This is a genomic window from Ruegeria sp. BJ3 (genome assembly GCF_056535665.1).
Genome location: NZ_JBQFIT010000001.1, coordinates 418,382 through 443,878 on the forward strand (window position 1 = coordinate 418,382; position 25,497 = coordinate 443,878).

27 protein-coding genes are annotated in these 25,497 nt (G+C 62.3%); 20 read left to right on the top strand and 7 right to left on the bottom strand.

All coding sequences use genetic code 11. The annotated features are described in order from the left end of the window. Nucleotides 1–65: 65 nt before the first annotated feature. From ACR3EL_RS02110 to ACR3EL_RS02130, 5 genes are all read left to right on the top strand, one after another. Nucleotides 66–752 (top strand): response regulator transcription factor, encoded by a 687-nt coding sequence (locus tag ACR3EL_RS02110; RefSeq protein WP_093964262.1) that lies wholly within the window; start codon nt 66–68, stop codon nt 750–752. Between the two features lie 192 nt (nt 753–944). Continuing rightward, entirely contained in the window at nt 945–1,733 is a 789-nt protein-coding gene (locus tag ACR3EL_RS02115) for an exodeoxyribonuclease III (RefSeq protein WP_480720246.1), read from the top strand. Nucleotides 1,734–1,821: 88 nt separating this feature from the next. Continuing rightward, nucleotides 1,822–2,739, top strand: coding sequence for a tetratricopeptide repeat protein (locus tag ACR3EL_RS02120; protein WP_480720247.1), 918 nt, complete (start codon nt 1,822–1,824; stop codon nt 2,737–2,739). Between the two features lie 27 nt (nt 2,740–2,766). After that, the gene (locus tag ACR3EL_RS02125; RefSeq protein ID WP_093964265.1) at nt 2,767–3,408 is read left to right on the top strand and encodes an LON peptidase substrate-binding domain-containing protein; all 642 of its coding nucleotides are present in this window, start codon (nt 2,767–2,769) and stop codon (nt 3,406–3,408) included. Then, on the top strand, nt 3,405–3,590 hold the full coding sequence (locus ACR3EL_RS02130) for a Trm112 family protein (protein ID WP_093964266.1): 186 nt from the start codon (nt 3,405–3,407) through the stop codon (nt 3,588–3,590). Before ACR3EL_RS02125 ends, ACR3EL_RS02130 begins: the two co-directional genes overlap by 4 nt. Here ACR3EL_RS02130 and ACR3EL_RS02135 read toward each other — a convergent pair. Beyond that, complete coding sequence (locus ACR3EL_RS02135; RefSeq protein WP_480720250.1) at nt 3,587–4,849, bottom strand: FAD-dependent monooxygenase; 1,263 nt, start codon at nt 4,847–4,849, stop codon at nt 3,587–3,589. The two genes, ACR3EL_RS02130 and ACR3EL_RS02135, sit on opposite strands and share 4 nt — an antisense overlap. A gap of 57 nt (nt 4,850–4,906) precedes the next feature. Between ACR3EL_RS02135 and ACR3EL_RS02140 the strand changes: the two genes are divergently transcribed. The 4 genes from ACR3EL_RS02140 to ACR3EL_RS02155 all read left to right on the top strand — a co-directional run bounded on the left by ACR3EL_RS02140 (nt 4,907) and on the right by ACR3EL_RS02155 (nt 11,079). Continuing rightward, a complete protein-coding gene (locus ACR3EL_RS02140) occupies nt 4,907–6,235 on the top strand; it encodes an amidase (protein WP_480720253.1) in 1,329 nt (442 codons plus the stop codon). Nucleotides 6,236–6,344: 109 nt separating this feature from the next. Next, nucleotides 6,345–7,526: an aminotransferase class I/II-fold pyridoxal phosphate-dependent enzyme gene (locus ACR3EL_RS02145; protein WP_480643025.1), complete on the top strand. Its 1,182-nt coding sequence runs from the start codon at nt 6,345–6,347 to the stop codon at nt 7,524–7,526. Between the two features lie 13 nt (nt 7,527–7,539). After that, nucleotides 7,540–10,443 (top strand): DNA translocase FtsK, encoded by a 2,904-nt coding sequence (locus ACR3EL_RS02150; RefSeq protein ID WP_480720255.1) that lies wholly within the window; start codon nt 7,540–7,542, stop codon nt 10,441–10,443. 39 nt (nt 10,444–10,482) lie between these two features. Further along, nucleotides 10,483–11,079, top strand: coding sequence for a LolA family protein (locus ACR3EL_RS02155; protein ID WP_170341318.1), 597 nt, complete (start codon nt 10,483–10,485; stop codon nt 11,077–11,079). Nucleotides 11,080–11,091: 12 nt separating this feature from the next. Here the strand turns inward: ACR3EL_RS02155 and ACR3EL_RS02160 are convergent, their stop codons facing one another. Then, on the bottom strand, nt 11,092–11,673 hold the full coding sequence (locus ACR3EL_RS02160) for a transglycosylase SLT domain-containing protein (protein WP_093964271.1): 582 nt from the start codon (nt 11,671–11,673) through the stop codon (nt 11,092–11,094). A gap of 188 nt (nt 11,674–11,861) precedes the next feature. Here ACR3EL_RS02160 and hspQ point away from each other — a divergent pair, with 188 nt between their 5' ends. Continuing rightward, complete coding sequence (gene hspQ, locus ACR3EL_RS02165; RefSeq protein WP_170341320.1) at nt 11,862–12,188, top strand: heat shock protein HspQ; 327 nt, start codon at nt 11,862–11,864, stop codon at nt 12,186–12,188. Nucleotides 12,189–12,212: 24 nt separating this feature from the next. Here hspQ and ACR3EL_RS02170 read toward each other — a convergent pair whose 3' ends face one another. The 3 genes from ACR3EL_RS02170 to ACR3EL_RS02180 all read right to left on the bottom strand — a co-directional run bounded on the left by ACR3EL_RS02170 (nt 12,213) and on the right by ACR3EL_RS02180 (nt 14,799). Next, nucleotides 12,213–13,790 (bottom strand): gamma-glutamyltransferase family protein, encoded by a 1,578-nt coding sequence (locus ACR3EL_RS02170; RefSeq protein WP_170341322.1) that lies wholly within the window; start codon nt 13,788–13,790, stop codon nt 12,213–12,215. Nucleotides 13,791–13,978: 188 nt separating this feature from the next. Continuing rightward, nucleotides 13,979–14,440, bottom strand: coding sequence for an ATP-binding protein (locus ACR3EL_RS02175; protein WP_170341324.1), 462 nt, complete (start codon nt 14,438–14,440; stop codon nt 13,979–13,981). A 20-nt stretch (nt 14,441–14,460) separates the two neighbouring features. Beyond that, entirely contained in the window at nt 14,461–14,799 is a 339-nt protein-coding gene (locus ACR3EL_RS02180; RefSeq protein WP_170342291.1) for an STAS domain-containing protein, read from the bottom strand. A 100-nt stretch (nt 14,800–14,899) separates the two neighbouring features. Here ACR3EL_RS02180 and ACR3EL_RS02185 point away from each other — a divergent pair, with 100 nt between their 5' ends. Together ACR3EL_RS02185 and ACR3EL_RS02190 are read left to right on the top strand one after the other, a co-directional pair. Further along, nucleotides 14,900–16,072 (top strand): acetyl-CoA C-acyltransferase, encoded by a 1,173-nt coding sequence (locus tag ACR3EL_RS02185; protein WP_170341327.1) that lies wholly within the window; start codon nt 14,900–14,902, stop codon nt 16,070–16,072. A gap of 73 nt (nt 16,073–16,145) precedes the next feature. Next, entirely contained in the window at nt 16,146–16,601 is a 456-nt protein-coding gene (locus ACR3EL_RS02190; protein ID WP_093964276.1) for a GAF domain-containing protein, read from the top strand. Nucleotides 16,602–16,606: 5 nt separating this feature from the next. Here ACR3EL_RS02190 and ACR3EL_RS02195 read toward each other — a convergent pair whose 3' ends face one another. After that, nucleotides 16,607–17,503, bottom strand: a complete 897-nt coding sequence (locus tag ACR3EL_RS02195; RefSeq protein WP_170341329.1) for a cation diffusion facilitator family transporter — start codon at nt 17,501–17,503, stop codon at nt 16,607–16,609. Between the two features lie 38 nt (nt 17,504–17,541). Next, entirely contained in the window at nt 17,542–17,814 is a 273-nt protein-coding gene (locus tag ACR3EL_RS02200) for a DUF1294 domain-containing protein (protein ID WP_170341332.1), read from the bottom strand. Between the two features lie 116 nt (nt 17,815–17,930). Between ACR3EL_RS02200 and ACR3EL_RS02205 the strand changes: the two genes are divergently transcribed. Genes ACR3EL_RS02205 through ACR3EL_RS02240 form a run of 8 tightly spaced genes read left to right on the top strand, consistent with a single transcriptional unit; the run spans nt 17,931 to nt 25,427 of the window. Further along, entirely contained in the window at nt 17,931–18,500 is a 570-nt protein-coding gene (locus ACR3EL_RS02205) for a helix-turn-helix domain-containing protein (protein WP_093964278.1), read from the top strand. Then, on the top strand, nt 18,500–19,123 hold the full coding sequence (locus tag ACR3EL_RS02210; RefSeq protein ID WP_170341334.1) for a LysE family translocator: 624 nt from the start codon (nt 18,500–18,502) through the stop codon (nt 19,121–19,123). The genes ACR3EL_RS02205 and ACR3EL_RS02210 overlap by 1 nt, the downstream gene beginning before the upstream one ends. 4 nt (nt 19,124–19,127) lie before the next feature. Further along, entirely contained in the window at nt 19,128–19,508 is a 381-nt protein-coding gene (locus tag ACR3EL_RS02215; RefSeq protein WP_170341336.1) for a GFA family protein, read from the top strand. A 15-nt stretch (nt 19,509–19,523) separates the two neighbouring features. After that, the gene (locus ACR3EL_RS02220) at nt 19,524–21,971 is read left to right on the top strand and encodes a GcvT family protein (protein WP_170341337.1); all 2,448 of its coding nucleotides are present in this window, start codon (nt 19,524–19,526) and stop codon (nt 21,969–21,971) included. 15 nt (nt 21,972–21,986) lie between these two features. Beyond that, entirely contained in the window at nt 21,987–22,463 is a 477-nt protein-coding gene (locus ACR3EL_RS02225; protein ID WP_093964282.1) for a cupin domain-containing protein, read from the top strand. A 12-nt stretch (nt 22,464–22,475) separates the two neighbouring features. After that, nucleotides 22,476–23,528 carry an alcohol dehydrogenase family protein gene (locus ACR3EL_RS02230; protein WP_480720265.1) on the top strand — a complete coding sequence of 351 codons (1,053 nt, stop codon included), beginning with the start codon at nt 22,476–22,478 and terminating at the stop codon, nt 23,526–23,528. Nucleotides 23,529–23,540: 12 nt separating this feature from the next. Continuing rightward, the gene (locus ACR3EL_RS02235) at nt 23,541–24,434 is read left to right on the top strand and encodes a homocysteine S-methyltransferase family protein (RefSeq protein ID WP_170341341.1); all 894 of its coding nucleotides are present in this window, start codon (nt 23,541–23,543) and stop codon (nt 24,432–24,434) included. Nucleotides 24,435–24,443: 9 nt separating this feature from the next. Then, nucleotides 24,444–25,427 carry a GlxA family transcriptional regulator gene (locus ACR3EL_RS02240; protein WP_170341343.1) on the top strand — a complete coding sequence of 328 codons (984 nt, stop codon included), beginning with the start codon at nt 24,444–24,446 and terminating at the stop codon, nt 25,425–25,427. Nucleotides 25,428–25,497: the final 70 nt, after the last annotated feature.

The following is a 25,497-nucleotide window of genomic DNA, read 5'->3' on the forward strand; positions in this document are numbered from 1 at the left end:
CAGCAAAACTTGTTGATTGCATCTTCCACGCTCAAGTGTTGCAAAAGGTTTAGGAGGACCGGGACATGGCGCAACTCAAGAAAATCCTGCTGGTCGATGACGATGAAGACCTGCGCGAGGCGCTCAGCGAGCAGTTGGTGATGACCGAGGACTTTGATGTATTCGAAGCCTCCGACGGCCAATCCGCGATGGAGCGGGCGCGCGAAGCCATCTATGACCTTGTGATCCTGGATGTGGGTTTGCCCGACACGGATGGGCGCGAGCTGTGCCGCCTGATGCGCAAGCAGGGGGTCAAAAGCCCGATCCTGATGCTGACCGGCCATGACAGCGATGCCGATACGATTTTGGGGTTGGATGCGGGCGCCAACGACTATGTTTCAAAGCCGTTCAAGTTCCCGGTGCTTCTGGCCCGGATCCGCGCGCAGCTGCGCCAGCATGAACAATCCGAGGACGCGGTTTTTGTCCTGGGGCCGTACACCTTCAAGCCGGCGATGAAGATGTTGATCACCGAGGACGACCGCAAGATTCGGCTGACCGAGAAGGAAACCAACATTCTCAAATTCCTGTATCGCTCGACCGACGGCGTGGTGGCGCGCGATGTGCTGCTGCACGAGGTCTGGGGCTACAACGCCGGTGTGACCACACATACGCTGGAAACGCACATCTACCGCCTGCGTCAGAAAATCGAGCCCGATCCTTCAAATGCGCGCCTTTTGGTCACAGAATCTGGTGGATATCGACTGGTGTCGTAACCATAGGTGGATTGATGTGGATCAAAGTGATACTCTGCAAGCATCTTTAGGATAATCCCATCCCGTGCATGTCCGGGTCATGACATGTACCTCCCTGTTGGACTGCCGGGCCTTTGGCCCGGCTTTTTTTCGGATGGCACCCCGGCACCTGCCGCGCTAGTTTGCCCGAGTCGCGACAAGGGAACCCCGATCATGCCTTTCACTCTGGCCACCTGGAACATCAATTCCGTTCGCCTGCGCGAGCCGATCGTGCTGAAGCTGCTGCAGGAAGAAGCGCCGGACGTGCTGTGCCTGCAAGAATGCAAATCGCCGGTCGACAAGATCCCGACCGAGGGATTTGTGGAACTGGGCTACACCCACATGATCGCCCGCGGTCAAAAGGGCTATAACGGTGTGGCCATCCTGTCGCGCCTGCCGATCACGGATCTGGGCGATCAGGACTTTGCCGGGCTGGGCCATGCCCGCCATGTGGCAGGGCAACTGGAAAACGGGGTGATCATCCACAATTTCTACGTCCCGGCAGGCGGCGACGTTCCCGATCGCGAGGTGAACGAGAAATTTGGCCAGAAGCTAGATTACCTGACCGACATGCGCGACTGGTTCCACGCCGAAAAGCCACAGAAATCCATTCTGGTCGGTGACCTGAACATCGCCCCGCGCGAGGACGACGTGTGGTCGCACAAGCAACTGCTCAAGGTCGTGTCGCACACGCCGATCGAGGTCGAGCAACTTGCCGAGACGCAGGATGCGGGCGGCTGGGTCGATATCACCCGGCAGGACATCCCCGAGGGACAGCTCTACAGTTGGTGGTCTTATCGCGCCCGCGACTGGGATGCGGCTGACAAAGGGCGGCGCCTGGATCACGTCTGGGCAACGCCTGATATCTCGAACGCCGGCCATTCCAGCCGCATCCTGCGCGACGCGCGCGGCTGGGAGAAGCCCAGCGACCACGCGCCCGTCTTTGCCAGTTTCGATCTTTGATCGGTGCGGGATTCCGCAACTCGGCCCTTGGTTTCCCGGTCGGCTGGTTGCATATAAGGCGCAAGACTGAATCCGGAGAGTGAATGCCATGGAACTTCTGAACGGCGCAGGCAGCCCCGCAGCCACCGATCTGATCAAAGACGGAACCGAGGCCACTTTCATGGCCGATGTCGTCGAGGCATCGCAGGAATTGCCCATTATCGTCGACTTCTGGGCGCCCTGGTGCGGTCCCTGCAAGACCTTGGGTCCGGCCTTGGAAGAGGCCGTGACCGCGGCCAAGGGCGCGGTCAAGATGGTGAAAATCAACGTGGACGAGGCGCAGATGATCGCCTCGCAATTGCGTATCCAGTCGATTCCGACCGTCTACGCCTTCTTCAAGGGGCAGCCGGTTGACGGGTTCCAAGGCGCATTGCCAGGATCGGAGATCAAGGCCTTTATCGACCGTGTGATCGAGGCCGCCGGGGGCCAGAGCCCGGGCGGCCAGCTGGACGAGGCCGTGGAGGCCGCCGAAGAGATGCTGAATGATGGCGCGGCAGTGGATGCGGCCCAGACCTTTGCCGCCATTCTTGGCGAAGACCCCAAACATGCCGCGGCCTATGGCGGCCTGGTGCGGGCGCATATCGCGATGGGTGACCTTGATCAGGCCGAGGCGATCCTGAACGGCGCTCCGGCCGAGATTTCAACGACGGCAGAGTTGGAAGCTGCCCATGCGCAGCTGGAACTGGCCAAACAGGCCGCAAATGCCGGGCCGGTGGCCGAGTTGACGGCAGCGGTCGAAGCAGATCCCGACAACCATCAGGCTCGGTTTGACCTGGCGCAGGCGCTCTATGCCAACGGCAAGGCCGCCGAGGCGGTTGACCAGCTTCTGGAGCTGTTCCGCCGCAATCGGGAATGGAATGATGGCGCAGCCAAGGCGCAGTTGTTCACCATTTTCGATGCGCTCAAGGCCAACGACCCGATCGTTTTGAACGGTCGCCGCAAACTCAGCTCGATGATATTTGCCTAACCGCGCATCAGAGCTAGAATCGGAAACATGATGCATCCCGCCGATCTGCCGGACACGGTGTCCGTGTTTCCTCTGCCCGGGGCGCTGTTGCTGCCCCGGTCACGCCTGCCGCTGCATATTTTCGAGCCTCGCTACCTGCAAATGCTGGATGACGCCTTGAAAACCAAAGAGCGGCTGATCGGCATGGTCCAGCCGAACCCTTGTCAGAACGACGACACCAAGTTGCATCGGATCGGATGCGCCGGACGTGTCACGCAGTTTTCCGAGACCGAAGACGGGCGCTATCTGATCACGTTGTCCGGTGTATCCCGGTTTCGCATCCAATCCGAATTGGATGGATTCACCCCGTATCGTCGCTGCGCCGTTACCTGGGACGGGTTCGACCGCGATCTGGGCAAAGGGGAAATAGACGATACGTTCGACCGGTCCGGTTTCCTGCGTCTGCTGGGGCGTTACTTTTCCGCCCGCCAACTGTCGACCGATTGGGAGTCACTGAACGAGGCGGATGACGAATTGCTGGTCAATTCCCTGTCTATGCTTCTGGATTTCGACCCTGAGGACAAGCAGGCCCTGCTTGAGGCGCCCTGTCTGCGCACCCGGCGCGAAACGCTTGTCACACTGATCGAATTCTCGCTGCGCGGGGGTTCAAACGAGGAACAATTGCAATGACAGAGACGGAACCGGGATTCGACCGCCACATGCTCGAGGCGCTGATCTGCCCACAGACTCATACCACGCTGGAATATGACGCCGAGCGGCAGGAGTTGGTCTCGAAAGCCGCTGGTCTGGCTTTTCCCATCCGCAACGGGATTCCGGTGATGCTGGTGGATGAGGCGCGCAAGCTCGACTAGATCGGGCGGCCCTGCAGCAGCCTGGGCAGGTCGCCTGTCAAACCGGCGGCCTCGCGCACGAAGCCGCGGCGCAGGCTGGGCAGGGAGCCCACGATGCCCATTCCGATGTCGCGCCCCAGCCGCAGTATCGGATTGTCGTTCGAAAACAGCTTGTTGAACACATCCGTCGCCATTGCCAGGGCCGCCGTGTCAAAGCGGCGCCATTCCTGATAGCGCTCCAGAACCAGCACCGAGCCGATGTCCTCGCCGCGCCGCCCGGCCAGCGTCAGAACCTCGGCCAGCGCGCCGACGTCGCGCAGCCCGGCGTTCAGCCCCTGACCGGCGATCGGGTGCATGCCATGGGCCGCATCACCCACCAGCGCCAGCCGCTCGGCGATGAAGGAATTGGCGATGGTCAGGTTCAGCGGATAGGTGAACCGGTCGCCCTGCAGGCGGATGTTACTCAGAAAATCGCCGAATCTGGGCCGCAGAACTTGAAGGTACTCGGCCTCGTCCAGCGCGTTGATGCGCTGCGCGGTGTCAGAGCGTTCGCTCCAGACGATCGAGCTGCGATTGCCGGTCAGCGGCAGGATCGCCAGCGGGCCGGGGGGCATGAAGAACTGATGTGCGATGCCGTGATGGGGCAGGTCGTGTTCGATGGCGCAGACCAGCGCGGTCTGGCCGTAGTCCCATCCGGTCCGCTTGATCCCGGCGCGGGCGGCGGTGCCGCTGCGGCGGCCGTCACACCCCACCAGAAGCCGACCGGACAGCGCCGATCCGTCATCCAGCGTCACGGTCACGCCACCAGGCCCGGTTTCCTGCGCAACCACGGTTTTGCCATCGACCCGAGTGATCGCCGGTTCTGCCTCCATCGCCGCAAGAAACGCGCGCCGCAGGTGACGGTCCTCGACCATATAGCCCATCGGGCCTTCCTCGATCTCGGCATGGTCGAAATGCATGAAAAACGGCGACGGGCCTGCGCCCGCATGGCCATCGGTGACCTTGATCTCCAACATCGGCTGGGCGTGGTCCGCGACCCGCTCCCAAATGCCGATCGCGGCCAGCAACCGTTGCGAGGCCAGCGCCAGCGCATAGGCACGCCCGTCGAACGCCGCGTTCTTGCGCACCTTTTCGGCCAGCGCGTCGATCACGGTGACGCTGTGCCCGGTCTGCGCCAGCGCCAGCGCCAGGGCGGGGCCGTTCAGCCCGCCGCCCACGATCAAGATATCGGAAACCTGTGTCATGCGGTGCAATATGCGCGCCCTTTCGGGATTGTCCATGTGCAGTCCTGTCGCTACCGTCGCCGAAACACGAATTTTTCCGACAAGGGGGCAAAGATGCAGGACTGGCTGACCATGACGGCATGTGACCTGGGCCGGGGGATCGGCATGGGGCAGATCGATCCCGAGGAACTGACCGAGGTCTATCTGGCGGCCATCGACGCCCATCCGCACCGCGATCGCATCTATGCCCGCGTCACGCATGACCGCGCCCGCGCCGAAGCCCGCGCGGCCAAGGAACGGGTGGCCCAAGGGCTGCGCCGGTCCCTGCTGGATGGGGTGCCGATCAGCTGGAAGGATCTGTTCGACACCGCCGGGATCGGAACCGAGGCCGGATCGGCCCTGCTGCGCGGCCGGGTTCCCGACCATGACGCAACCGTTCTGCGCAACGCGACGGCCATGGGCGCGGTCTGTCTGGGCAAGACGCATATGAGCGAGCTGGCCTTCTCGGGCCTTGGCCTGAACCCCGTCACCGCGACGCCGCCCTGCGTGAATGACGAAAAGGCGGTTCCCGGCGGGTCGTCCTCGGGCGCGGCGGCGTCGGTGGCCTTTGGTCTGGCGGCCTGCGGAATCGGCTCGGACACGGGCGGATCGGTGCGCATTCCGGCCGCGTGGAACGATCTGGTGGGGCTGAAGACCACCTCGGGTCGGTTGAGCCTTGAGGGCGTGGTGCCCCTGTGCCTGCGGTTTGACACGGTTGGCCCGCTGGCGCGGTCCGTCGAGGATGCGGCGCAGATGCTGGCGCTGCTGGGGGGCGGAACGCCGGCCGATCTGCGGGGCGCCAGCCTGAAAGGGCGGCGGTTTGCCGATCTGCAGACCATCGCGCAGGACGATCTGCGCGACGCGCCACGCCAGGCCTATGCCGAGGCGCTGGACCGCCTGCGTGATGCAGGGGCCGAGATCGTGCCGCTGGAGGTGCCGGAACTGGCCGAGGCGATGGGCCTGTCCGGTGTTCTCTACACCACCGAAGCCTATGGCCTGTGGCGCGACGTGATCGAGGCCAACCCCGAGGCGATGTATCCCGAGATCCTTGAACGGTTCCGCGCGGGCAAGGGGCATTCCGGCCCGGATTACGTGGCCGCGTGGTCTCGGCTGAAGGCCTGCCGGTCGGCCTGGGACGCGGCTACCGCCGGCTTCGACGCAGTTCTGGCCCCCACCGCGCCGATCCTGCCGCCGGATCTGGACCGGCTGATGAATGACCATGACTACTACGTCACCGAGAACCTTCTGGCCCTGCGCAACACCCGGATCGGCAACCTGATGGGGCTGGCGGCGCTGTCGCTGCCCACCACGACACCGTCCTGCGGGCTGATGATGTTGGGCTATCCGGGCTCGGAAGAGGCGCTTTTGCGGCTAGGTGCGGCGGCCGAGGCTGTTCTGACCTGAATGCCACAATCCCCTGATTCGGAACCTGTTTGTCTGGACGCGCGGGGGTTCGGCCTGTAATCTGCTGGAAAACCGGGGCGCCAATGATCCCGGTATCGAGGCAGCAGTCATGAATTTCCCCGAGCGGTTTTCGAACCTACCGGCCTATGCTTTTCCGCGTCTACGCGCCCTGCTCGACCATCACGCGCCGGGCGGCGAAGTCGTGCATATGACGATTGGCGAGCCCAAGCATGACTTTCCGCCCTGGGTGACCGATGTCATCGTGGAAAACGCCGCCGGATTTCAAAAATACCCGCCGAACGAGGGGTCGGACGCGCTGCGCGGGGCCATCGCCGACTGGATCGACCGCCGCTATGGCGTGCGGATGGACCCCGAGGCCAACATCATGGCGCTGAACGGCACGCGCGAGGGGTTGTACAACGCCGCCATGGCGCTCTGCCCCGAGCAGAAGAACGGCCAGCAGCCGATCGTTTTGTGCCCCAACCCGTTCTACCAAGTCTACATGGTGGCCTCGATCTCGGTCGGGGCGCAGCCGTATTTCGTGCCCGCCACCGCGGCCACCGGGCATCTTCCGGACTATGCCGGCCTTCCAGAGGATGTGCTGAACCGCACCGCCGTGGCCTATATCTGTTCGCCCGCCAACCCGCAGGGTGCCGTCGCCTCGCGCGACTACTGGGCCGATCTGATCCGGCTGGCCGAGCGGTACGATTTCCGCATCTTCGCCGACGAGTGCTATTCCGAAATCTACCGCGACGCGCCGCCCACCGGCATCCTGACCGTCGCGCAGGAGCTGGGCGCCTACCCCGAGCGGATCACGCTGTTCAACTCGCTGTCGAAACGCTCGAACCTGGCGGGGCTGCGGTCGGGGCTGATCGCGGGCGGGCCGGAAAGTATCAAGCGGGTCAAGCAGTTGCGCGCCTATGCCGGGGCGCCCTTGCCGTCGCCGTTGCAGGCCGCCGCGGCCAGGGTCTGGGCCGACGAGGCGCATGTTCAAGAAAACCGCGCGCTGTATCAAGAAAAATACGCGATCGCCGATCAGGTGTTTGCGGGCGTTCAGGGCTATATGCCGCCCGAGGCGGGGTTCTTTCTTTGGCTGCCCGTCGAGGATGGCGAGCAGGCCGCATTGAAGCTGTGGCGGGAAACCGGGGTTCGGGTCCTGCCGGGCGCATATCTTTCACAAGGGGATCCGGGGCAGAACCCGGGCAAAGGCTTTATCAGGGTCGCGATGGTGGCCCCAAAAACAGAGATGCAGCGCGGGCTGATCACGCTCCGCGACTGCATCTATTCGTGAGGTACGAGGGCACATGGCATCTTACAACGCGCGCAACCGCGACCCATTGTTGGACAGCACCACCCAGGCCGCGATCGAGCGGCGCAGCAAGGAACTGATCGGGATCGCCTTGATCCTGGCCGGCCTGGCCGCCGCGGCGATGATCTGGTCCTACACGCCGGATGATCCGAACTGGATGGTCTCGACCGACGCGCCGGTGCAGAACTGGCTGGGCCGGTTCGGCGCCTCGATCGCTGCGCCGTTGTTCATGATCGTGGGCTGGGGCAGCCTTGGCATCGCGCTGGTGCTGGTCGGCTGGGGCGTGCGCTTTGCCGGCCATTTCGGCGAGGATCGCGCCGTGGCCCGCCTGATTTTCGCGCCGATCTGGATCGCCGTCCTCTCGGTCTATGCCGCAACCCTGGTGCCCGGCGCCGAATGGCGCGCGACGCACAGCTTTGGTCTGGGCGGTCTGTTCGGCGACACGGTGATGGGGGCGCTGCTGACGCTGTTGCCGATCTCGTCGCATTTCATGGTCAAGCTGATGTCACTGGCCATGGCGGCCGGCATGCTGGCATTGGGCGTCTTTGTGCTGGGTTTCACCAAATCGGACGTCCGGCGCGGGTTCCGGGCTTTCCTGCTGGGTCTGGTGATGGCCTATGACATGCTGATGACCGCGCTGGGTCAGGGGGCTTCGGCCACGGCCCGTGCGGCGCAGGCGCGCCGGGAAAAATGGCAGGAACGCAAGGCAACCCAGGCCGTCGGTGCCGAATTCGAGGATGAACTGGCCTATGCCGATCCGGTCTTTGAAGAGCCCGAGATCGCAGCCTCCGAGCCGGCCAAAACGGGCCTGCTTGCGCGCATGCCTGGCCTGATCCGCCGCCCCGAGCCGATGCCCGAACCCGAACTGGTCGATCCGGAACCCGTTACCGGATATGACGAGATGCCGGGCGAGGACCGGATCCGCTCGAAGATCTCCGCGGTGATCCAGAACCGCAAGGTCGCCACCGGTGAAATCGCGCCCGAGCCCGATCCGAACCGCCCGCTGACCAAGGGGCGCGGCCGTGGCCCTGACCCGCTGATCCTGAATGCGCCGCGAGCGGGCAACCTTCCGCCCGAACCTCCGCTGACTGCTGCCGGGCTCCCGCCCGAGCCGCCGTTGACAGGTCACCCGGCGCAGCCTTCTGCGGAAATGGAGACGTTCGCGGAAGACCCGGTCTCGGCATATGCGCCGGAGGATATCGACGACGATCAGGTGTTCGAGGATGCAGAGGACCCAATCGCCGAGGCACGCCCGGCATTGAAGATCCCGGTTGCCGAACCGCGCAAGCCGGTCGTGGCGCAACCCGTCCGGCGCAACGTCCTGCCGTCGCGACGGGCTCAGGCCGAAGCGCAGCCCAGCCTGTCTTTCGAAGAGCGGCACACGGATTTCGAACTGCCGCCGCTCAGCCTGTTGACGAACCCGTCGGGCATTCAGCGTCATCACCTCAGTGACGAAGCGCTGGAGGAAAACGCGCGGATGCTGGAGAACGTGCTGGATGATTATGGGGTCAAAGGCGAGATCGTCAGTGTCCGCCCCGGCCCTGTCGTCACGATGTACGAGTTGGAACCCGCACCGGGCCTGAAAGCCAGCCGCGTGATCGGGCTGGCCGATGATATCGCCCGGTCTATGTCGGCACTGTCCGCGCGGGTCTCGACCCTGCCCGGACGTTCGGTCATCGGCATCGAACTGCCCAACGAGAACCGCGAGATGGTGGTCCTGCGCGAAATCCTGGCAAGCCGCGATTTCGGCGACGGCACCCATGCGCTACCGCTGGCGCTGGGCAAGGATATCGGCGGAGACTCGGTCGTGGCCAACCTGGCCAAGATGCCCCACCTGCTGATCGCCGGGACGACCGGTTCGGGCAAGTCGGTGGCGATCAACACGATGATCCTGTCGCTGCTCTACAAGCTGACACCGGATGAGTGCCGCCTGATCATGATCGACCCCAAGATGCTGGAACTTTCCGTCTATGACGGCATCCCGCACCTGCTGTCGCCGGTGGTGACCGACCCGAAAAAGGCGGTGGTCGCCCTGAAATGGGTCGTGGGCGAGATGGAGGACCGCTATCGCAAGATGTCCAAGATGGGCGTGCGCAACATCGCCGGCTACAACGGCCGGGTGAAGGACGCGCTGTCCAAGGGCGAGATGTTCAGCCGCACGGTCCAGACCGGGTTCGACGACGAAACCGGAGAGCCGATCTTCGAGACCGAGGAATTCGAACCCAAGGCCATGCCCTATATCGTCGTCATCGTCGATGAGATGGCCGACCTGATGATGGTCGCGGGCAAGGAGATCGAGGCCTGTATCCAGCGTCTGGCGCAGATGGCACGGGCCTCGGGCATCCACCTGATCATGGCCACGCAGCGGCCCTCGGTAGACGTCATCACCGGTACGATCAAGGCTAACTTCCCGACCCGGATCTCGTTCCAGGTGACGTCGAAAGTCGACAGCCGGACCATCCTGGGGGAAATGGGGGCCGAGCAGCTGCTGGGGCAGGGCGACATGCTGTATATGGCTGGCGGAGCCAAGATCACCCGCTGCCACGGGCCGTTCGTGTCCGATGAAGAGGTCGAGGAGGTGGTGAACCACCTCAAGCAGTATGGTCCGCCGGACTATGTCGGCAGCGTGCTGGATGGACCGTCCGAGGACAAGGCCGACAATATCGACGCGGTTCTGGGCCTGAATACCGGCGGCAACACCAATGGTGAGGACGCCCTGTACGATCAGGCGGTTGCCATCGTGATCAAGGATCGCAAGTGTTCAACCTCGTACATCCAGCGAAAACTTGCCATCGGCTACAACAAGGCCGCGCGGCTGGTCGAGCAGATGGAGGACGAAGGCGTTGTTTCGGCAGCAAATCACGTGGGCAAACGCGAAATCCTCGTCCCGGAACAGTAGGATATTTAATAACAAGGGCAGAGCGCATATCTGTGTGTCATGAAACAGATTGCCTTTGCCCTTGCCCTTGCTTTGACTGCCCCGGCAGCCTGGGCCGCCGACAAGCTGCCCTTGTCGCAGATCTCGAACTATCTGAACGGATTGAAGGCCGTTCAGACGACGTTTACCCAAGTCAACGATGACGGATCGCTGAGTACCGGCAAGCTGTGGCTGCAGCGCCCCGGCAAGATGCGGTTCGAATACGATCCGCCCAACAGTGCGGTCGTGCTGGCTAATGCCGGCACCGTGATGGTGTTCGACCCCAAATCAAACCAGCCGCCCGAGCAGTACCCGTTGAAGCGCACGCCGCTGTCGCTGGTTCTGGCGCGCAACGTGAACCTGTCGCAGGCCAACATGGTGGTCGGCCACACATTTGATGGCACAGCCACGGTCGTCACCGCGCAGGACCCGAAAAACCCCGAGTCCGGACGGATCGAGCTGATGTTCACGGCAAATCCGATCGAGTTGAGGAAATGGGTCATCTACGACAACGCCGGGGGTCAAACCACGGTGCTGCTGGGACCCCTCAACGAAGATGTCAGAATCGACAGTGACCTGTTTTCGAACAAGGCGCGGCGCGGGTCAGAAAACCGCTGACCCGCGGCTCTTTCAGTAGCGGCAGCTGGACAGCTGCGCCTGGTACATCTGCGCACGTGCATCCACGTCGTTGGCTACGTTCAACAGCCATGTTTTACCGTAGTGGCTGCCGCGTGCGTAACCCGCGCGACCTTCGTGATACGCCAGATATTGGTTCCGCGTGTCGCTGGTCGAGATGCCGATCTTCTGACTGCTTTTGTTCATGTACCATCCGACGAAATCTGACGCGTCACGAATGCGGTCACGCTTGGCGCGCCGCTTCCCAGTTTCGCGCTGATATTCTTCCCAGGTTCCGTCGAGGGCCTGGCTGAAGCCATAGGCGCTGCTCTGACGGCCCATCGGAATAACCCCCAGAACATATTTGTGGGGCGTCCGCGCGTCGTGACGATAGCGGCTTTCTTGGTAGATGGTTGCCATCTGGACATGAACCGGGACACCCCATTTGCGTTCGGTGCTTTTGAACGCCTTGATCATGTCCGGCCGCTCGCGCGCGATGGCGCAAGCGTCATTGAGGTTGCTGGGCGGACGCTGTGCGCCGCCCCCACAGGATGCCAAAAACAGCACCCCGAAGAGTACGAGAAGTTTTCTGCTCATGTGCCTCGTGCCTTTTTTTCTTTATTCTAGCGCAGATTGCAGGCTGAGGAAATCACAATCGTATAAGAAACTGTGCAGCAGGCCGCCGACTGTCAGGCATAGGTTCACAGACTGTTTCCGGGAATTTCAGATCAATGATTGGCAATTGCCGGCGGAAAGGTTTAGTAAGTGCCTTGGGGGCTGAAACAATGCTGAAGACACATGCAAAGTACCGCCTGGGCCAGGTGGTTCGTCACAAGAAACATCCCTTCCGAGGGGTGATTTTTGACGTGGATCCGGAATTTGCGAACACCGAGGAATGGTACGAGGCAATTCCCGAAGACAGCCGCCCGATCAAGGATCAGCCGTTCTACCATTTGCTGGCCGAGAACGATCAATCCTTCTATGTGGCTTATGTATCAGAGCAAAATCTGATTGCCGACCAGTCAGGCGAACCTGTTGATCATCCTGACATTCCCAACATGTTCGGGCCGTTTCAGGACGGCAGCTATCCGCTGCACTTCCAACTGAACTGATGCGGTGCTGACGCCGTTGCGGCGTCAGTAACCCAAAGCGCAGCCGTCCTTTCGGGGGTCGCTAGCGCCTTCCAATACTCCGCTTTGATGGATTCGGATCGCCTGTGCACCGCCCAAAGGTGTTTCCGTATCGACGACATTGTGACCCAAGTCTGACAATTGTTGCGCGATCCTGCGATCGTAGCCGGGTTCGATCTTCAAGATTGAACCGTCGGCAAAAACGCGGGGCGCGTCGACGGCGTGCTGCAGCCCCAAGTCGAAATCCAGAAGGTTGGAAACCAGGCGCGCGTGGCCCGTCGGCTGATAGGCCCCGCCCATCACGCCGAACGGCATGGCAATCTGGCCGTTTTGCTTCAGCATCGCGGGAATGATGGTGTGCATCGGGCGCTTGCCGCCGCCTAGCTCGTTCGGATGCCCCGGTTCAAGGTTGAAACCACATCCGCGGTTCTGCAGGAGAATGCCGAACTTTTCCGAGGCGATGCCCGATCCGAAGCTGTGGAAGATCGAATAGATCAGAGAAACAGCCATACGATCCCGGTCGACGACCGTGACATAAACCGTGTCCTTGTGCACCGCTTCGGTCAGCGGGGCGGCGGCGGTCATGGCGCGCCGGGGATCAATCAGCTCGGCCAGCTTTGCCGCCGTTTCCGGCGCCAGAAAATGTTCCATGCGCGACGTATGATCCGGGTCGGCGATGAACCGGTTGCGTGCATCGTAGGCCAGCTTGGTCGCCTCGGCTTCGATATGCGCCCGTTCGGCGCCCCACGGGTCCATGCCGGCAATGTCGAAATGCTTAAGGATGTTAAGAAGCAGGATCGCAGTCGCGCCTTGTCCGTTCGGCGGATGTTCAAGCAGTTCAGCGTTGCGGTAGTCACCTCCAACCGGTGAGGCTTCGATGAACTTTGTGTCGTGAAAATCGGTGGCCGAATGAATCCCGCCTCGGGAATTCAAGGCAGCCAGCATGTCATCGGCGATTTCGCCCTCGTAAAAGGCGTCACGCCCATTTCGGGCCACGCGACGCAGGACTTCTGCCTGACCCGGAGCGCGAAACATCTGACCTGTCGTTGGGGCGCGGCCGTCGATCAGATAGTGATCCCGCGCTGCGCCCTGCAGTGTTTCGGCCCCGAGCGACCAGTCATGCGCAACGCGGGGTGCAACTGGAACGCCCGTTTCGGCATAGTGAATTGCAGGTTGAAGAAGGGCCTCGATCCCCAATCGGCCCTCGGCTTCTGACAGGTGGCAGAATGCGTCGACGGCGCCGGGGATTGTCACCGCTTCGGGGCCGTCAAGTGGCACCGTAGCCAACCCACGAGCCCGCAGATCTTCGGCCGAGGCTGCAGCGGGCGCCCGCCCAGAGCCGTTCAGCGCGCGAACCGTCGTTTCGCCCGCGCGATTGAAAAGAACGAAACAGTCGCCACCCAGACCTGTCATCTGCGGTTCGCAGATGCCCAGAAGTACGCCCGCGGCAATGGCGGCGTCCATTGCGTTTCCGCCGCGGCCCAGAATATCCAGCGCCACCTTTGCAGCCAGCGGATGCGAGGTTGCGCACATCCCTTCGGTCGATAAAACCTCGGAACGGCCGGGGGCGTGGAAATCGCGCATGGAATGGGTCTCCTCCTGAACGCGTCGACACTAGGGTGCCGTTGGCTGATGTCCAGTCATTTCAAGGAGAAGGTCCTCGGCGCCGTTCACTGGGTGGGGGCTGTGACACATGGCGCCGAGGGAAGCTATCTGAGCTACCCCTTGTTTCTGCCAGTCGTTTGCGGCGCGACAATGGTCCGATCTGGGCGTTATTGTGGCCGATCCGCTTTTTTTGTGCGCTCAAACCGCAAGAATAGCAGGTTTTGGCCGTTTCTGCGGTCATACCGCACCTCGTCGGCCAATGTGCGGATCAGGAACCAACCGAATCCACCTTCGGGCAGGTTTGAAGTATCGGTTTCCACACTGGCAGGAATGCCATCAGGCATCTTCAGGCCGGGCAAGGGGTGCCCGGTGTCAGTGATCTGGACCTCCAGGTAATCTTTGGAGTCCAGCACGGAAACCCGGACAATTCCGGGCGCGCGCTCAGCATAGGCGTGTTCGACAACATTGTTGATCGCCTCGGCCAACACGATCTTGATGTCGGCAGTCTTTTGCCCCGGCAAGCCGAAATTTGACAGCCCTGCCTGCAGCGAAGCAATGGCGCGGCTGGCCTCGGCTTCGACGGCAGGGAACGCCACTTCGAGTCGGCCGTCTTCGCAGTTGACTGTCACGCCATTTGCCCCCTGGCGCTTCACTCCAACTCGGAGGCCAGCGCGTCATCCAAGTTGGGATGCAGTTTGAAAACCGTATCCATACGCGTCAGCCGAAAAACCTTGGCCACGACAGGCTGCAATCCCGCCAGTTCCAGCCTGCGCCCATTTCCAAGTTGCTTCATGGACGCCACGATCGCGCCCAATCCACTGGAGTCTATGAACTCGACCGCAGACAGGTCCAGGATGATCCGACCGGCGCCATCTGCGGTTTGGGTCCGCATGTCTTCCTTGAACTGTATCGCCATGGCGGCGTCGATGCGGGCGGCGTCGACTGTGATGATCTGCGTTTCGCCTGTCGTTTTGCTGCTCAGTGCCACGTGACTCCCCTCGGATTCCGTCGATCGATCGTAGAAATACGCTAGACGGCATTTCTTACCATTCGGTATCCAAGCACACGACAAAAGGAGGAGTCGTCACATGAAAGAGGTTGTGATCGCTGGTGCGGCCCGGACGCCGATGGGCGGGTTTCAAGGAATGTTCGACGGCGTGCCTGCGGCAGAACTGGGTGGCGTCGCCATTCGTGCGGCGCTTGAAAACGCCAAGACGCAGACGGTCGACGAGGTTTTGATGGGCTGCGTTCTGCCCGCCGGTCAGGGGCAGGCTCCGGCGCGGCAGGCAGGGTTCGCGGCAGGTCTGGGTGAAGAGGTACCTGCGACCACACTGAACAAGATGTGCGGGTCGGGCATGAAGGCGGCAATGATGGCGTTCGATCAGATCGCGCTTGGCCATGCAGACTCGATGGTTGCGGGTGGAATGGAAAGCATGACGAATGCGCCCTACTTGCTGCCCAAGATGCGCGGCGGGGCGCGTATCGGTCACGGCCAGGTGGTGGATCACATGTTCCTGGACGGGCTGGAGGATGCCTATGACAAGGGCCGCCTGATGGGCACTTTTGCTGAAGACTGCGCCGAGGCTTATCAATTCACCCGAGAGGCGCAGGACGAATACGCGTTGAAGTCGCTGTCGAATGCGCTCGAAGCGCAGGCCAGCGGGGCCTTCTCGGACGAGATCGCAGCCGTCACGGTCCGAAGCCGCAAAGGTGAAATCATTCAGGATTCGGATGAGCAGCCCAAATCGGCGCGGCCGGAAAAGATACCGACGCTGAAGCCGGCATTCCGCAAGGATGGCACGGTGACGGCGGCCAATTCCTCGTCAATCTCGGATGGCGCGGCGGCGCTGGTTCTTGCCGCGGCTGACACGGCTGAGGCGCGCGGCCTGAATGTCCGTGCCCGCATCCTGGGCCACGCGAGCCACGCCCAGGCGCCCGGCCTTTTCACGACGGCTCCGGTCCCGGCCGCGCAGAAGCTGCTGGAACGGATCGGTTGGAGCAAGGACGACGTGGACCTGTGGGAAGTGAACGAGGCTTTTGCCGTTGTTCCGATGGCCTTCATGCATGAAATGGGCCTGCCGCGCGACAAGGTCAACGTCAACGGAGGCGCCTGCGCCCTTGGTCATCCGATCGGTGCCTCAGGTGCACGCATCATGGTGACGCTTCTAAATGCACTCGAGAAGCGTGGCCTGAAGCGCGGAGTGGCCGCGATCTGCATCGGAGGCGGTGAAGGCACTGCAATCGCGATCGAGCGGGTTTGACGCTTTGGCATTTTGCCATTAGCTGAACCGGGCCGCAGCGGTTGCGGCCCGGTTGCACTTTGGAAATGACCCCATGAAAGCTGACTACGCGCTCTTGTCCAAAACCATCGAAGCCCTGACGGAAGGTGAAACTGATCAGGTCGCTCTGATGGCCACCGTCGCCTGCGAGGTGCATCACAGCGACGACCGCTTTGACTGGACGGGGTTTTACCGTGTGACCGAGCCGGAGTTGTTGAAGATCGGACCCTATCAAGGCGGGCACGGGTGTTTGGTCATTCCATTCTCCCGCGGGGTCTGCGGGGCAGCGGCGCGCACCGGAGAGGTTCAGCTGGTCCCGGATGTGGATGCGTTTGAGGGGCACATTGCCTGCGCCTCGTCGACCCGGTCCGAACTGGTTCTGCCGGTGCGGGATTCTGCGGGGCAGGTCATCGGGGTCTTTGATATCGACAGCGATCAGCCCGATGCGTTCGAGCAGGCCGATGCCGAAGGGCTGTCGCGTATCCTCGCGCAGGTTTTCGGGCGTCTGTAGAACCTTTATTCCGGTTCGATCCCCGAGGCTTTGAGCTGAGAGTCCGGCTCCACGTGAATGATGGTCCGGGCCTCGGGCAGCTTTTCCGCGATTGCATCTTCGATCGCGTCGCAGATGTCGTGGGCGTCACCGACTGTCATGTTGCGATCGACGACTAGGTGAAATTCGATGAACACGGCTTTGCCGGCCCGACGTGTGCGCAGATCGTGGATCTGCAAGGCTCCCTGAGACGAGTTCCGAACGGCGGCTTCGATGATGTCCGTGTCCTCGGTGTGGGCCGCGGAATCCATCAGATCTCCGGCCGAATGGAAAATGACCTTCCAGCCTTCGCGCAGAATATTTGCGGCCACCAGAATGGCCAGCAGCGGGTCAAGAACGGCCCAGCCTGTCAGCAATACGAGGATCAGTCCCAACAAGACCCCGGCCGAAGTCCAGACGTCGGTCATCAGGTGGCGTCCATTGGCCGTCATGGCCGGCGAGCGCCGTTTCTGACCCGCCGAGATCAGCACGCGTGCCCAGACCAGGTTCAGGACCATGGCCGCGGCGTTCACTGCCAGTCCGATCGGCCCGAGTTGGTCCAGGTGTGGGGCGAACAAGGCACCCCAGGCTTCCTGAATGATCAGGATTGCGGCGAGAACGATCAGAGTCCCCTCGGCGATGGCCGAGAAGTTCTCGGCCTTGTGATGTCCGAAAGGGTGATTGCTGTCGGCAGGACGCTCCGCCATCCGAATGGCGAACCACGCCAGCAGCGCGCCAACTACGTTGACCAAAGATTCCATTGCGTCGGAATACAGAGCGACCGACCCGGTCAAATGCCATGCCAGGACCTTGAGCAGCAGCACCAGCAGGGACACCGCCACTGACCCGATGGCCAGCGCCTGGGACGAAGTTCTGTCAATCATGTGCAACCATTGCCCGATCGCACTGCCAATTTCCAGTTTCAAACAGAACTGTAGGTGAGGAACAGGTAGATCGCGCCCGCCTGCAGAGCCGCAATGGCATACAGCAGAGTCGTCAGCCGCTTTTTCCGAGTCTTGTGTCCGAATATCCAGCGACCCAGCAAAGCTGAGGGGCTGCCGCCCAACAGCGCCAGTCGCAAAAGCCACTTCTCCGGGACACGCCGCCTGCGTCGGATCGCCCGCAGCTTGTCCCAGCCGAACACCAGCAAAGTCAACGCGTTGATGGCCCAGAAATACAGAATGACGATCCACATTCCGCAGCCATAGCGTGGAAGGATCGGGACCGGTAGTGAAAAATATCTTGGAATTTTCACCGATTCGGGACATCGTGAAAAATGTGACGTAAATTTCATGACTCGGAGGGGAAAGCGTGAACGATCAGGCCCATATCGCTGCGACGCTGGGGGCGGACATTCGCGCGCTGCGCAAGGCGCGCGGGTTGACGCTGACCGATATCGCTTCGCGGTTGGACCGGTCGGTGGGCTGGCTTAGCCAGGTCGAGCGCGATTTGTCTGCTCCGTCGATCTCGGATCTGCGCCTGATCGCGGAATGCCTGGGCGTGCCAATGTCGATGCTGTTCGCCCACACCGGCGTTCTGGCCGAGGAACAGGGCTATGTGGTGCGCGCCGGTTCGCGCCGGCCGATGGGGTCGGGCGAGGAAGGGCTGATCGAGGAATTGCTGTCACCTGACCTGACCGATGATTTCGAGATGGTGCATTCCACCTTTGAGCCCCATTCCCGGATGCAGACCCCGGCCAACCGTCCGACGCAAGAGGTTGGATACATGATCTCGGGCCGTCTCGACCTGACGATCGGAGGCCGAAATTTCACCGTCGGCGTCGGGGACAGCTTTCGGATCAAGCACGAACCCTACCAATGGGCAAACCCTTACGACGAGCCCGCCGTGGCCGTCTGGGTGATCGCTCCGCCGGTGTACTGATGAGCTTTGAGGCCTGGACCATATTCGCGATGTTCTGGGTGGTGTTCGTGACCACGCCGGGTCCGAATGCGGTGAATTGCATCTCGAACGGGATGAGCCTGCCATTTCCCAAGGCAATGCTTGGGGTCCTGGCGATCCTGACCCAGGCCAGCGCCTTTCTGATCCTGTCGGCTCTGGGGGTGACGGCCCTGATCGCGGCCTCGCCAACCGGGTTTTTCGTGGCCAAACTGATCGGGGCGGGGTTCCTGATCTGGATGGGACTCCGGGGGTGGGTGAACGCCACGCGTCCCGCACCGGCCAGCCAGCGCCCGGCCCGCCATGTCTATCTCCATGCTTTGGCTGTCGCCACGATCAATCCAAAGAGCGTCGCAGGTTACCTAGCCGCGTTTTCCCAGTTCGTGCAGCCCGATGTGCCGATCTGGCAGCAAATGGCGATCATCATGCCGACGGCGCTGATCATCACGACGCTCAGCTACACCGGGTTCACACTGTTGGGTGCGGTGATGGGGCGGGCGGCGCTGGGCGCCGTGTTCAACGTCTGGGTGCGCCGCGTCATGGCCACCTGTTTCATCATTTATGGCGTCCTGCTGGGAACCAGCGCGGCACCTGCAGGAAAGGGATAGAGCCATGCAAAAAGGATCGTGCCTTTGCGGTTCGGTGGCCTTCACGATCAACGGAGAGCTGTCACCGCCCTCGGCCTGCCACTGCGGGCAATGCCGTCGGCAGTCAGGGCATTATTGGGCCTCGACCGCGACCCACCAGGACAACCTGACCCTGAACAGCAGCGAAACGCTGGGATGGTTCCAGGCTTCGGACACGGCCCGGCGTGGTTTCTGCAAGGCATGCGGAAGCTTTCTGTTCTGGCAACACAAGGACGAAGACACGATTTCGGTTTCGATGGGGGCTCTGGACCAGCCCACTCAGTTGAAACTGGCTCGCCACATCTTCGTGGCGGACAAGGGCGACTACTACGACATCACGGATGAACTGCCCCAAAGGGCACAATGACAGGGATCTAGAAAAATGAGCGATTTTCCGACCAAGGCCCGCGTGGTCATCATTGGTGGCGGCGTCGTAGGGGCGTCCTCGCTGTACCATTTGGCCAAAAAGGGCTGGACCGACTGCGTTCTGCTGGAAAAGAACGAGCTGACCGCAGGTTCGACCTGGCACGCGGCCGGCAACGTGCCGACCTTCTCGACCTCTTGGGCGATCATGAACATGCAGCGCTATTCGACCGAGCTGTATTCACGTCTTGGCGAAGAGGTCGACTACCCGATGAACTACCACGTGTCGGGATCAATCCGTCTGGCGCACAGCAAAGAGCGGATGCAGGAGTTCCAGCGGGCCATGTCGATGGGCCGCTACCAGGGAATCCCGATGGAAATGTGGACGCCGGAGCAGGCCAAGGAACGCTACCCGTTCCTGGAAACTCATGATCTTGAGGGCGTTCTGTATGACCCGACCGATGGGGACATCGACCCGGCGCAGCTGACCCAGGCGCTGGCCAAGGGCGCACGCGACATGGGACAGAAGATCATCCGGTTCTGCCCGGCCACCGGCGTGACCCAGCATGACGACGGCACCTGGACCGTCCACACCGAAAAGGGCGACATCGACTGTGACTATGTCGTCAACGCCGCCGGCTACTACGCGCAGCGTGTGGGCGAGTGGTTCAAGCCTTATGGCGGCCGCACCGTGCCGGCGATGGTCATGAGCCACCAGTATCTGCTGACTGACGAGATCCCCGAGGTCGAAGCCTGGTCGAAGGAAAACGGTGGCAAGCTGCCGCTGCTGCGCGACGTGGATATCTCCTACTACCTGCGACAAGAAAAGCACGGCTTCAACCTTGGCCCATACGAGCCCAACTGCAAGGGCCACTGGATGACCGAGGACGACCCGATGCCTGAGGATTTCAGCTTTCAGCTGTGGAACGACGATCTGGACCGGATCGAGGACATCGTCACTGACGCGATGGAGCGTGTGCCGCTGATGGCGACCTCGGGCGTGGGCCGCGTGATCAACGGGCCGATCCCTTATGCGCCCGACGGCCTGCCGCTGATTGGCCCGATGCCCGGCGTCAAGAACGCCTTCGAGGCGCATACCTTCACCTTCGGCATCGCCCAAGGCGGCGGTGCAGGCAAAGTGCTGGCCGAATGGATCGTGGATGGCGCCACCGAATGGGACATGTGGGCCGTCGATCCCCGCCGCTATACCGACTACACCGATCAGGATTACTGCAATCAAAAGGGCATGGAGGTCTACGGCAACGAATACGCCATGCACTTCCCGCATCATGAATGGCCCGCCGCGCGCGACAAGAAGCTGTCGCCGGTTCACGCCAAGGTCAAGGAACTGGGCGGCGTCATGGGCGTCTACAACGGCTGGGAGCGCGCCAACTGGTTCGCGCAGCCGGGGGATGACACCTCCGAGGAAAGCACCCACACCTGGGGCCGCTCGGGCCCGTGGGAGCAGCGGATCAAGGAGGAATGCGAGGCCGTGCGCGACTATTGCGGCGTGCTCGACCTGCCGGGTTTCTCGCGGTTTGTCGTCAAGGGCGAAGGCGCGGCCGAGGCGCTGCGCGGGCTGGTCACCGGCGGCCTGCCCAAGGTAGGCCGGATCAACCTGGTCTACATCGCCGACGACCGCGGCCGCATCCTGACCGAGATGTCCTGTATGCGTCTGGGTGAGGATGACTTCGTGATGATCACCGCCGCCACCGCGCAATGGCACGACCGCGACATCCTTATGAACGCGATGCCCGCGGGTGTCACGGTCGAGGACGTGACCACCACCCGAGATACGCTGATCGTGACCGGTCCGAAATCGCGTGAGATCCTGTCGGGTCTGACCGATGCCGACCTCTCTCTGGGTTGGCTGACCCATCAGGCCGCCACCGTGGCCGGACAGCCCGCCCACCTGATCCGCGTGTCCTTCGCCGGCGAACTGGGCTGGGAGGTGCATGCGCTCAACGAGCACATGCCCGCGATCTATGATGCGATCCTAGCCGCCGGGGCCAAGCCGTTTGGCATGTATGCGCTGAACAGCCTGCGCATCGAAAAGGGATACCGCGCGTGGAAGGGAGATCTCAGCACCGACTACTCGCTGCTGGAAGGCGGGTTGGAACGCTTCGTCAAGTTCGACAAGCCTCAGGATTTCCCCGGCAAGGCCGCCTTGCTGGCGGAAAAGCAGCGTGGAGTGAAGAAGTCTTTCGTCACGCTGGTCGTCGAGGCCGGTGACTGCGATGCGCCTTACATGTCCTGCATCTGGCAGGGCGATCAGATCGTGGGCGAGACCACATCGGGCGCCTGGGGCTATCGTGTCGGCAAGTCCGTCGCGCTGGGCATGATCAAGGCCGATCTGGCCAACCCGGGCACCGAGCTCGAGGTGGAAATCTACGGCGAAAAGTGTCGCGCCGTGGTACAGGAGGATCAGCCGCTGTGGGATCCCGCAAACGAGCGGCTGCGCGCCTGACACAAGGAGGCCCATATGCGCCCGCGATATTCCAAGCAGGGACCCGGTGAGGGTCCCAACTATGACTGGGAGAACGACCATACCTTCGTGAAGGTTTCCGGTCAGGACACGGGCGGGGCGTACACCCTGATGGAAGACAACTTGAAGGCCAGCTTCGCGCTTGGCCTTCATCGCCACGACAGCCACGCCGAGACTTTCTATTTCCTAGAGGGCGCCGTGGATTTCTACGTCGACGGAGATTGGCACCTGTGCACGCCGGGCACCACCATGCATGTTCCGCCGGGTGTGCCGCATGCGTGCCGCGTCGCTGACAACAAACCGGCACGGATGCTCATGATCTTTCAACCCTCCGGGTTTGACGGTTTCCTTGCGGAACTGGCAACCATGACCCAGGCAGATTTTGAGGACGAGGCCAAGATGGCTGATCTGAATGCCCGCTACGACATCGTGCCGATGGGGCCGGTTCCACCCCATCCCGACGACCAGACCTGAGAAGCCAGCGAAATGAATGCTCCAAAGACGATGTGCGGTGTCTTTCTGACGGGTCACGGTGGCCCCGAAGTTCTGGAATGGCGCGAGGATATTCCGGTTCCGGTACCCGGGCCCGGGCAGGTTTTGGTCCGCGTGGCTGCGGCGGGCGTCAACAACACCGACATCAACACGCGGATCGGATGGTATTCCTCGGACGTCACCGGCGCGACGGACGCGGTTGACCAAGAGGTCGAAGCCGGCGGGTGGGGCGGCGCGCTGTCCTTCCCCCGCATTCAAGGCGGAGATCTTTGCGGCATAGTCGAGCAGATCGGGCCGGGTGCCGGCTTCAAACCGGGGCAACGCGTGACCTGCCCGATCAACCTGCCGCGCCCGCGCCCGGGTAACCCGACAGGCTTCATCGCGCTGGGGTCCGAGATCGACGGGGCTTTTGCGCAATACTGCCTGCTCGAGGCGGATGACCTCTATGACGTGACCGCCTCACCGCTGTCGGATGTGGAAATCGCCGCCATCCCCTGTGCGTTTGGCACGGCCGAGAACCTGTTGACCCGCGCGGGCGTGACTGCCGGGCACAAGGTGCTGATCACCGGCGCCTCGGGCGGCGTCGGGCTGGCGGCCGTGCAATTGGCAGCCCTGCGGGGAGCAACCGTGTGGGGGTTGACCAGTGCGGCCAAGGCCGAAGTGGTGCGGGCGCAGGGTGCGGCTGGTACGTTCGAGCGCGACGCGCCGCTGCCGCAGGACAGCTTTGACGTGGTGATCGACGTGGTTGGCGGCCCGGCCTTTCCCGGCCTGATCCTGGCACTGAAGCCGGGCGGCCAATATGCCGTGTCCGGGGCCATCGCCGGCCCGATCGTGCAGGCTGATCTGCGCGAAATCTACCTGCGTGACATCACGATCCACGGCTGCACCCATCAGGCTTTCGAGGTCTTCGGCCGACTGGTCGAGTTGATGAACGCGGGTCGGATCAAGCCGTTGATTTCCAAGACGTACCCGCTGCGCGAGATCGTGCAGGCGCAGACGGACTTTCAATCAAAGACCCTGCCCGGAAAGCTGGTTCTCATACCGTAAGGAGGCACCGAGATGGCAGACATCACGCTGTTGGATGGTTCGATCGGTCAAGAGCTGGTCAAACGTCGTGGCGAACAGCCAACCGCCTTGTGGTCAACCCGCGTAATGATCGACGAACCTGGGTTGGTCGGAGACATCCATCGGGATTATTTTGACCGCGGGGCAACCGTTGCGACGACAAACACCTATGCCGTCCACCGCTCTCGCCTCGTACGAGCGGGGATCGAGGACCAGCTGGAGCAACTTATTGATGCGGCTCTGACACAGGCCGAACTGGCGCGCGATGGGCGGGCGGGGCGTATCGCCGGTGCGCTGGGCCCCTTGCTGGCCACCTATCGCCCCGATCTGAACCCCGATCCCGACGAGGCCGCGCAGAAATTCTCGGAACTGGTGCGATTGATGCAGAACCGGGTGGACCTGTTTCTGATCGAAACCGTCTCGTCCGTGACCGAGGCCGAAGGCGCGCTGCGTGGAACTGAAGGCTGTGGCAAGCCGGTCTGGCTGGCCCTGTCGGTCATGGACGAGGACGGTACGCGGCTGAGGTCGGGCGAACCGTTGGGCGCGATCGCGCCACTGGTCGAACGCTTCGATCCCCAGGCGGTTCTGATCAATTGCACCCGGCCCGAGGCGGTGCCCGCGGCGCTGGAGATCCTTGCGACACTTCAAAGACCTTACGGTGCCTACGCGAATGGTTTCACCCGGATTTCCGACGGCTTCCTGAAAGACGCTCCGACAGTCGACGCGCTGGAGGCGCGCCACGATCTGGGCCCGTCGGCCTATGCCGTACATGCGATGAGTTGGGTTGACCAAGGGGCCACGATCATCGGTGGATGCTGCGAAGTGGGCCCTGAGCACATCGAAGCTTTGGCCAACGCCCTGCGCTCGGCCGGGCACAGGATCGTGTGAGTGGCGGGTATGGCGGAGAAACCGGACCCTGGAAAACCCGAAGGCGTCAGGGCGCAGTGGCATTTTGACATCATCACCGCGCCGGGCTTCGTTCTGCTGGAACTGGCGTCGGTGGTGGATGTGCTGCGTCTTGCCAATCGGGTTTGCCCGCACCCGCCGTTCACTTATGCCTATCGGTCGCTCAAGGGAGGGACCATCGTCAGTAGCAGCGGCGCCAGCATTCCGACCCAGCCCGTTACGCGCCAACCGGACGCCGACTATCTGTTCGTGATCGGCAACACCGACCCGGACCAGCCCGAGCTGTCGCTGGGCCGGGTTGTGTCCGACTATACCTATCGCGGTGCCCAAGTCTTTTTGCTGGCCGAGGCCGCCAGCCGATACATCGACGAACACGGCACGCCCGACATGGCAACACATTGGGAAAACGCGTCGATCTTCCGCGAACGCGGTGCCCGGTTCGAGGCCAAGCTTTCGATCGCGACCGAGCAGGGCCCGGTCGTGACCTGCGCGGGAATGGGGGCCACGGCCGATATTGCTTTGGCGGTGATCGGGCGTCACATCTCGGGGCCGGCCAAGATGACGGTGGCCGACATCATGCTGCACGAACATATCCGCGACTTTTCGTCGTTGCAGCCGTTCTCGGGGGCCAAGACGACAACGACCGGGGACGCCCGACTGGATCAGTGCATCAAGTTGATGCAGGCCAATATCGAAGATCCGTTGCCCATCAATCAACTGGTCGAAGAGCTTGGAATGTCGAACCGCTCGCTGGAGCGCAAATTCAAGACATTCTTCGGCACCACGCCGAACGGGTTCTATCGGGAGATGCGGTTGGCCAAGGCCAACAACCTGCTTTTGAATACCACTATGAGCGTGCGTGAAATAGGCCTCGCCTGCGGCTTTCCCAACGGGTTCTCATCCGTCTACAAGAGCTTTTTCGGGATCACGCCATTCGCTCTGCGCCGCCAGAAACGCCAATCGGCGCTGCGGTGATTTTTGTGCCGCAGTTGACGTTTTTGCTGCATTTTTTGTCGCCTGTTCGTGGCACTCTGACGCCGACTCG

What these genes read in the sequence shown, in the direction of transcription:
- ACR3EL_RS02195 (WP_170341329.1), bottom strand. Translation starts at nt 17,503, where the DNA reads ATGATTGACAGAACTTCGTCCCAGGCGCTGGCCATCGGGTCAGTGGCG.
- ACR3EL_RS02120 (WP_480720247.1), top strand. Translation starts at nt 1,822, where the DNA reads ATGGAACTTCTGAACGGCGCAGGCAGCCCCGCAGCCACCGATCTGATC.
- ACR3EL_RS02160 (WP_093964271.1), bottom strand. Translation starts at nt 11,673, where the DNA reads ATGAGCAGAAAACTTCTCGTACTCTTCGGGGTGCTGTTTTTGGCATCC.
- ACR3EL_RS02190 (WP_093964276.1), top strand. Translation starts at nt 16,146, where the DNA reads ATGAAAGCTGACTACGCGCTCTTGTCCAAAACCATCGAAGCCCTGACG.
- ACR3EL_RS02140 (WP_480720253.1), top strand. Translation starts at nt 4,907, where the DNA reads ATGCAGGACTGGCTGACCATGACGGCATGTGACCTGGGCCGGGGGATC.
- hspQ (WP_170341320.1), top strand. Translation starts at nt 11,862, where the DNA reads ATGCTGAAGACACATGCAAAGTACCGCCTGGGCCAGGTGGTTCGTCAC.
- ACR3EL_RS02230 (WP_480720265.1), top strand. Translation starts at nt 22,476, where the DNA reads ATGAATGCTCCAAAGACGATGTGCGGTGTCTTTCTGACGGGTCACGGT.
- ACR3EL_RS02150 (WP_480720255.1), top strand. Translation starts at nt 7,540, where the DNA reads ATGGCATCTTACAACGCGCGCAACCGCGACCCATTGTTGGACAGCACC.
- ACR3EL_RS02220 (WP_170341337.1), top strand. Translation starts at nt 19,524, where the DNA reads ATGAGCGATTTTCCGACCAAGGCCCGCGTGGTCATCATTGGTGGCGGC.
- ACR3EL_RS02115 (WP_480720246.1), top strand. Translation starts at nt 945, where the DNA reads ATGCCTTTCACTCTGGCCACCTGGAACATCAATTCCGTTCGCCTGCGC.
- ACR3EL_RS02145 (WP_480643025.1), top strand. Translation starts at nt 6,345, where the DNA reads ATGAATTTCCCCGAGCGGTTTTCGAACCTACCGGCCTATGCTTTTCCG.
- ACR3EL_RS02210 (WP_170341334.1), top strand. Translation starts at nt 18,500, where the DNA reads ATGAGCTTTGAGGCCTGGACCATATTCGCGATGTTCTGGGTGGTGTTC.
- ACR3EL_RS02130 (WP_093964266.1), top strand. Translation starts at nt 3,405, where the DNA reads ATGACAGAGACGGAACCGGGATTCGACCGCCACATGCTCGAGGCGCTG.
- ACR3EL_RS02135 (WP_480720250.1), bottom strand. Translation starts at nt 4,849, where the DNA reads ATGGACAATCCCGAAAGGGCGCGCATATTGCACCGCATGACACAGGTT.
- ACR3EL_RS02235 (WP_170341341.1), top strand. Translation starts at nt 23,541, where the DNA reads ATGGCAGACATCACGCTGTTGGATGGTTCGATCGGTCAAGAGCTGGTC.
- ACR3EL_RS02155 (WP_170341318.1), top strand. Translation starts at nt 10,483, where the DNA reads ATGAAACAGATTGCCTTTGCCCTTGCCCTTGCTTTGACTGCCCCGGCA.
- ACR3EL_RS02185 (WP_170341327.1), top strand. Translation starts at nt 14,900, where the DNA reads ATGAAAGAGGTTGTGATCGCTGGTGCGGCCCGGACGCCGATGGGCGGG.
- ACR3EL_RS02125 (WP_093964265.1), top strand. Translation starts at nt 2,767, where the DNA reads ATGATGCATCCCGCCGATCTGCCGGACACGGTGTCCGTGTTTCCTCTG.
- ACR3EL_RS02110 (WP_093964262.1), top strand. Translation starts at nt 66, where the DNA reads ATGGCGCAACTCAAGAAAATCCTGCTGGTCGATGACGATGAAGACCTG.
- ACR3EL_RS02240 (WP_170341343.1), top strand. Translation starts at nt 24,444, where the DNA reads ATGGCGGAGAAACCGGACCCTGGAAAACCCGAAGGCGTCAGGGCGCAG.
- ACR3EL_RS02225 (WP_093964282.1), top strand. Translation starts at nt 21,987, where the DNA reads ATGCGCCCGCGATATTCCAAGCAGGGACCCGGTGAGGGTCCCAACTAT.
- ACR3EL_RS02215 (WP_170341336.1), top strand. Translation starts at nt 19,128, where the DNA reads ATGCAAAAAGGATCGTGCCTTTGCGGTTCGGTGGCCTTCACGATCAAC.
- ACR3EL_RS02170 (WP_170341322.1), bottom strand. Translation starts at nt 13,790, where the DNA reads ATGCGCGATTTCCACGCCCCCGGCCGTTCCGAGGTTTTATCGACCGAA.
- ACR3EL_RS02200 (WP_170341332.1), bottom strand. Translation starts at nt 17,814, where the DNA reads ATGTGGATCGTCATTCTGTATTTCTGGGCCATCAACGCGTTGACTTTG.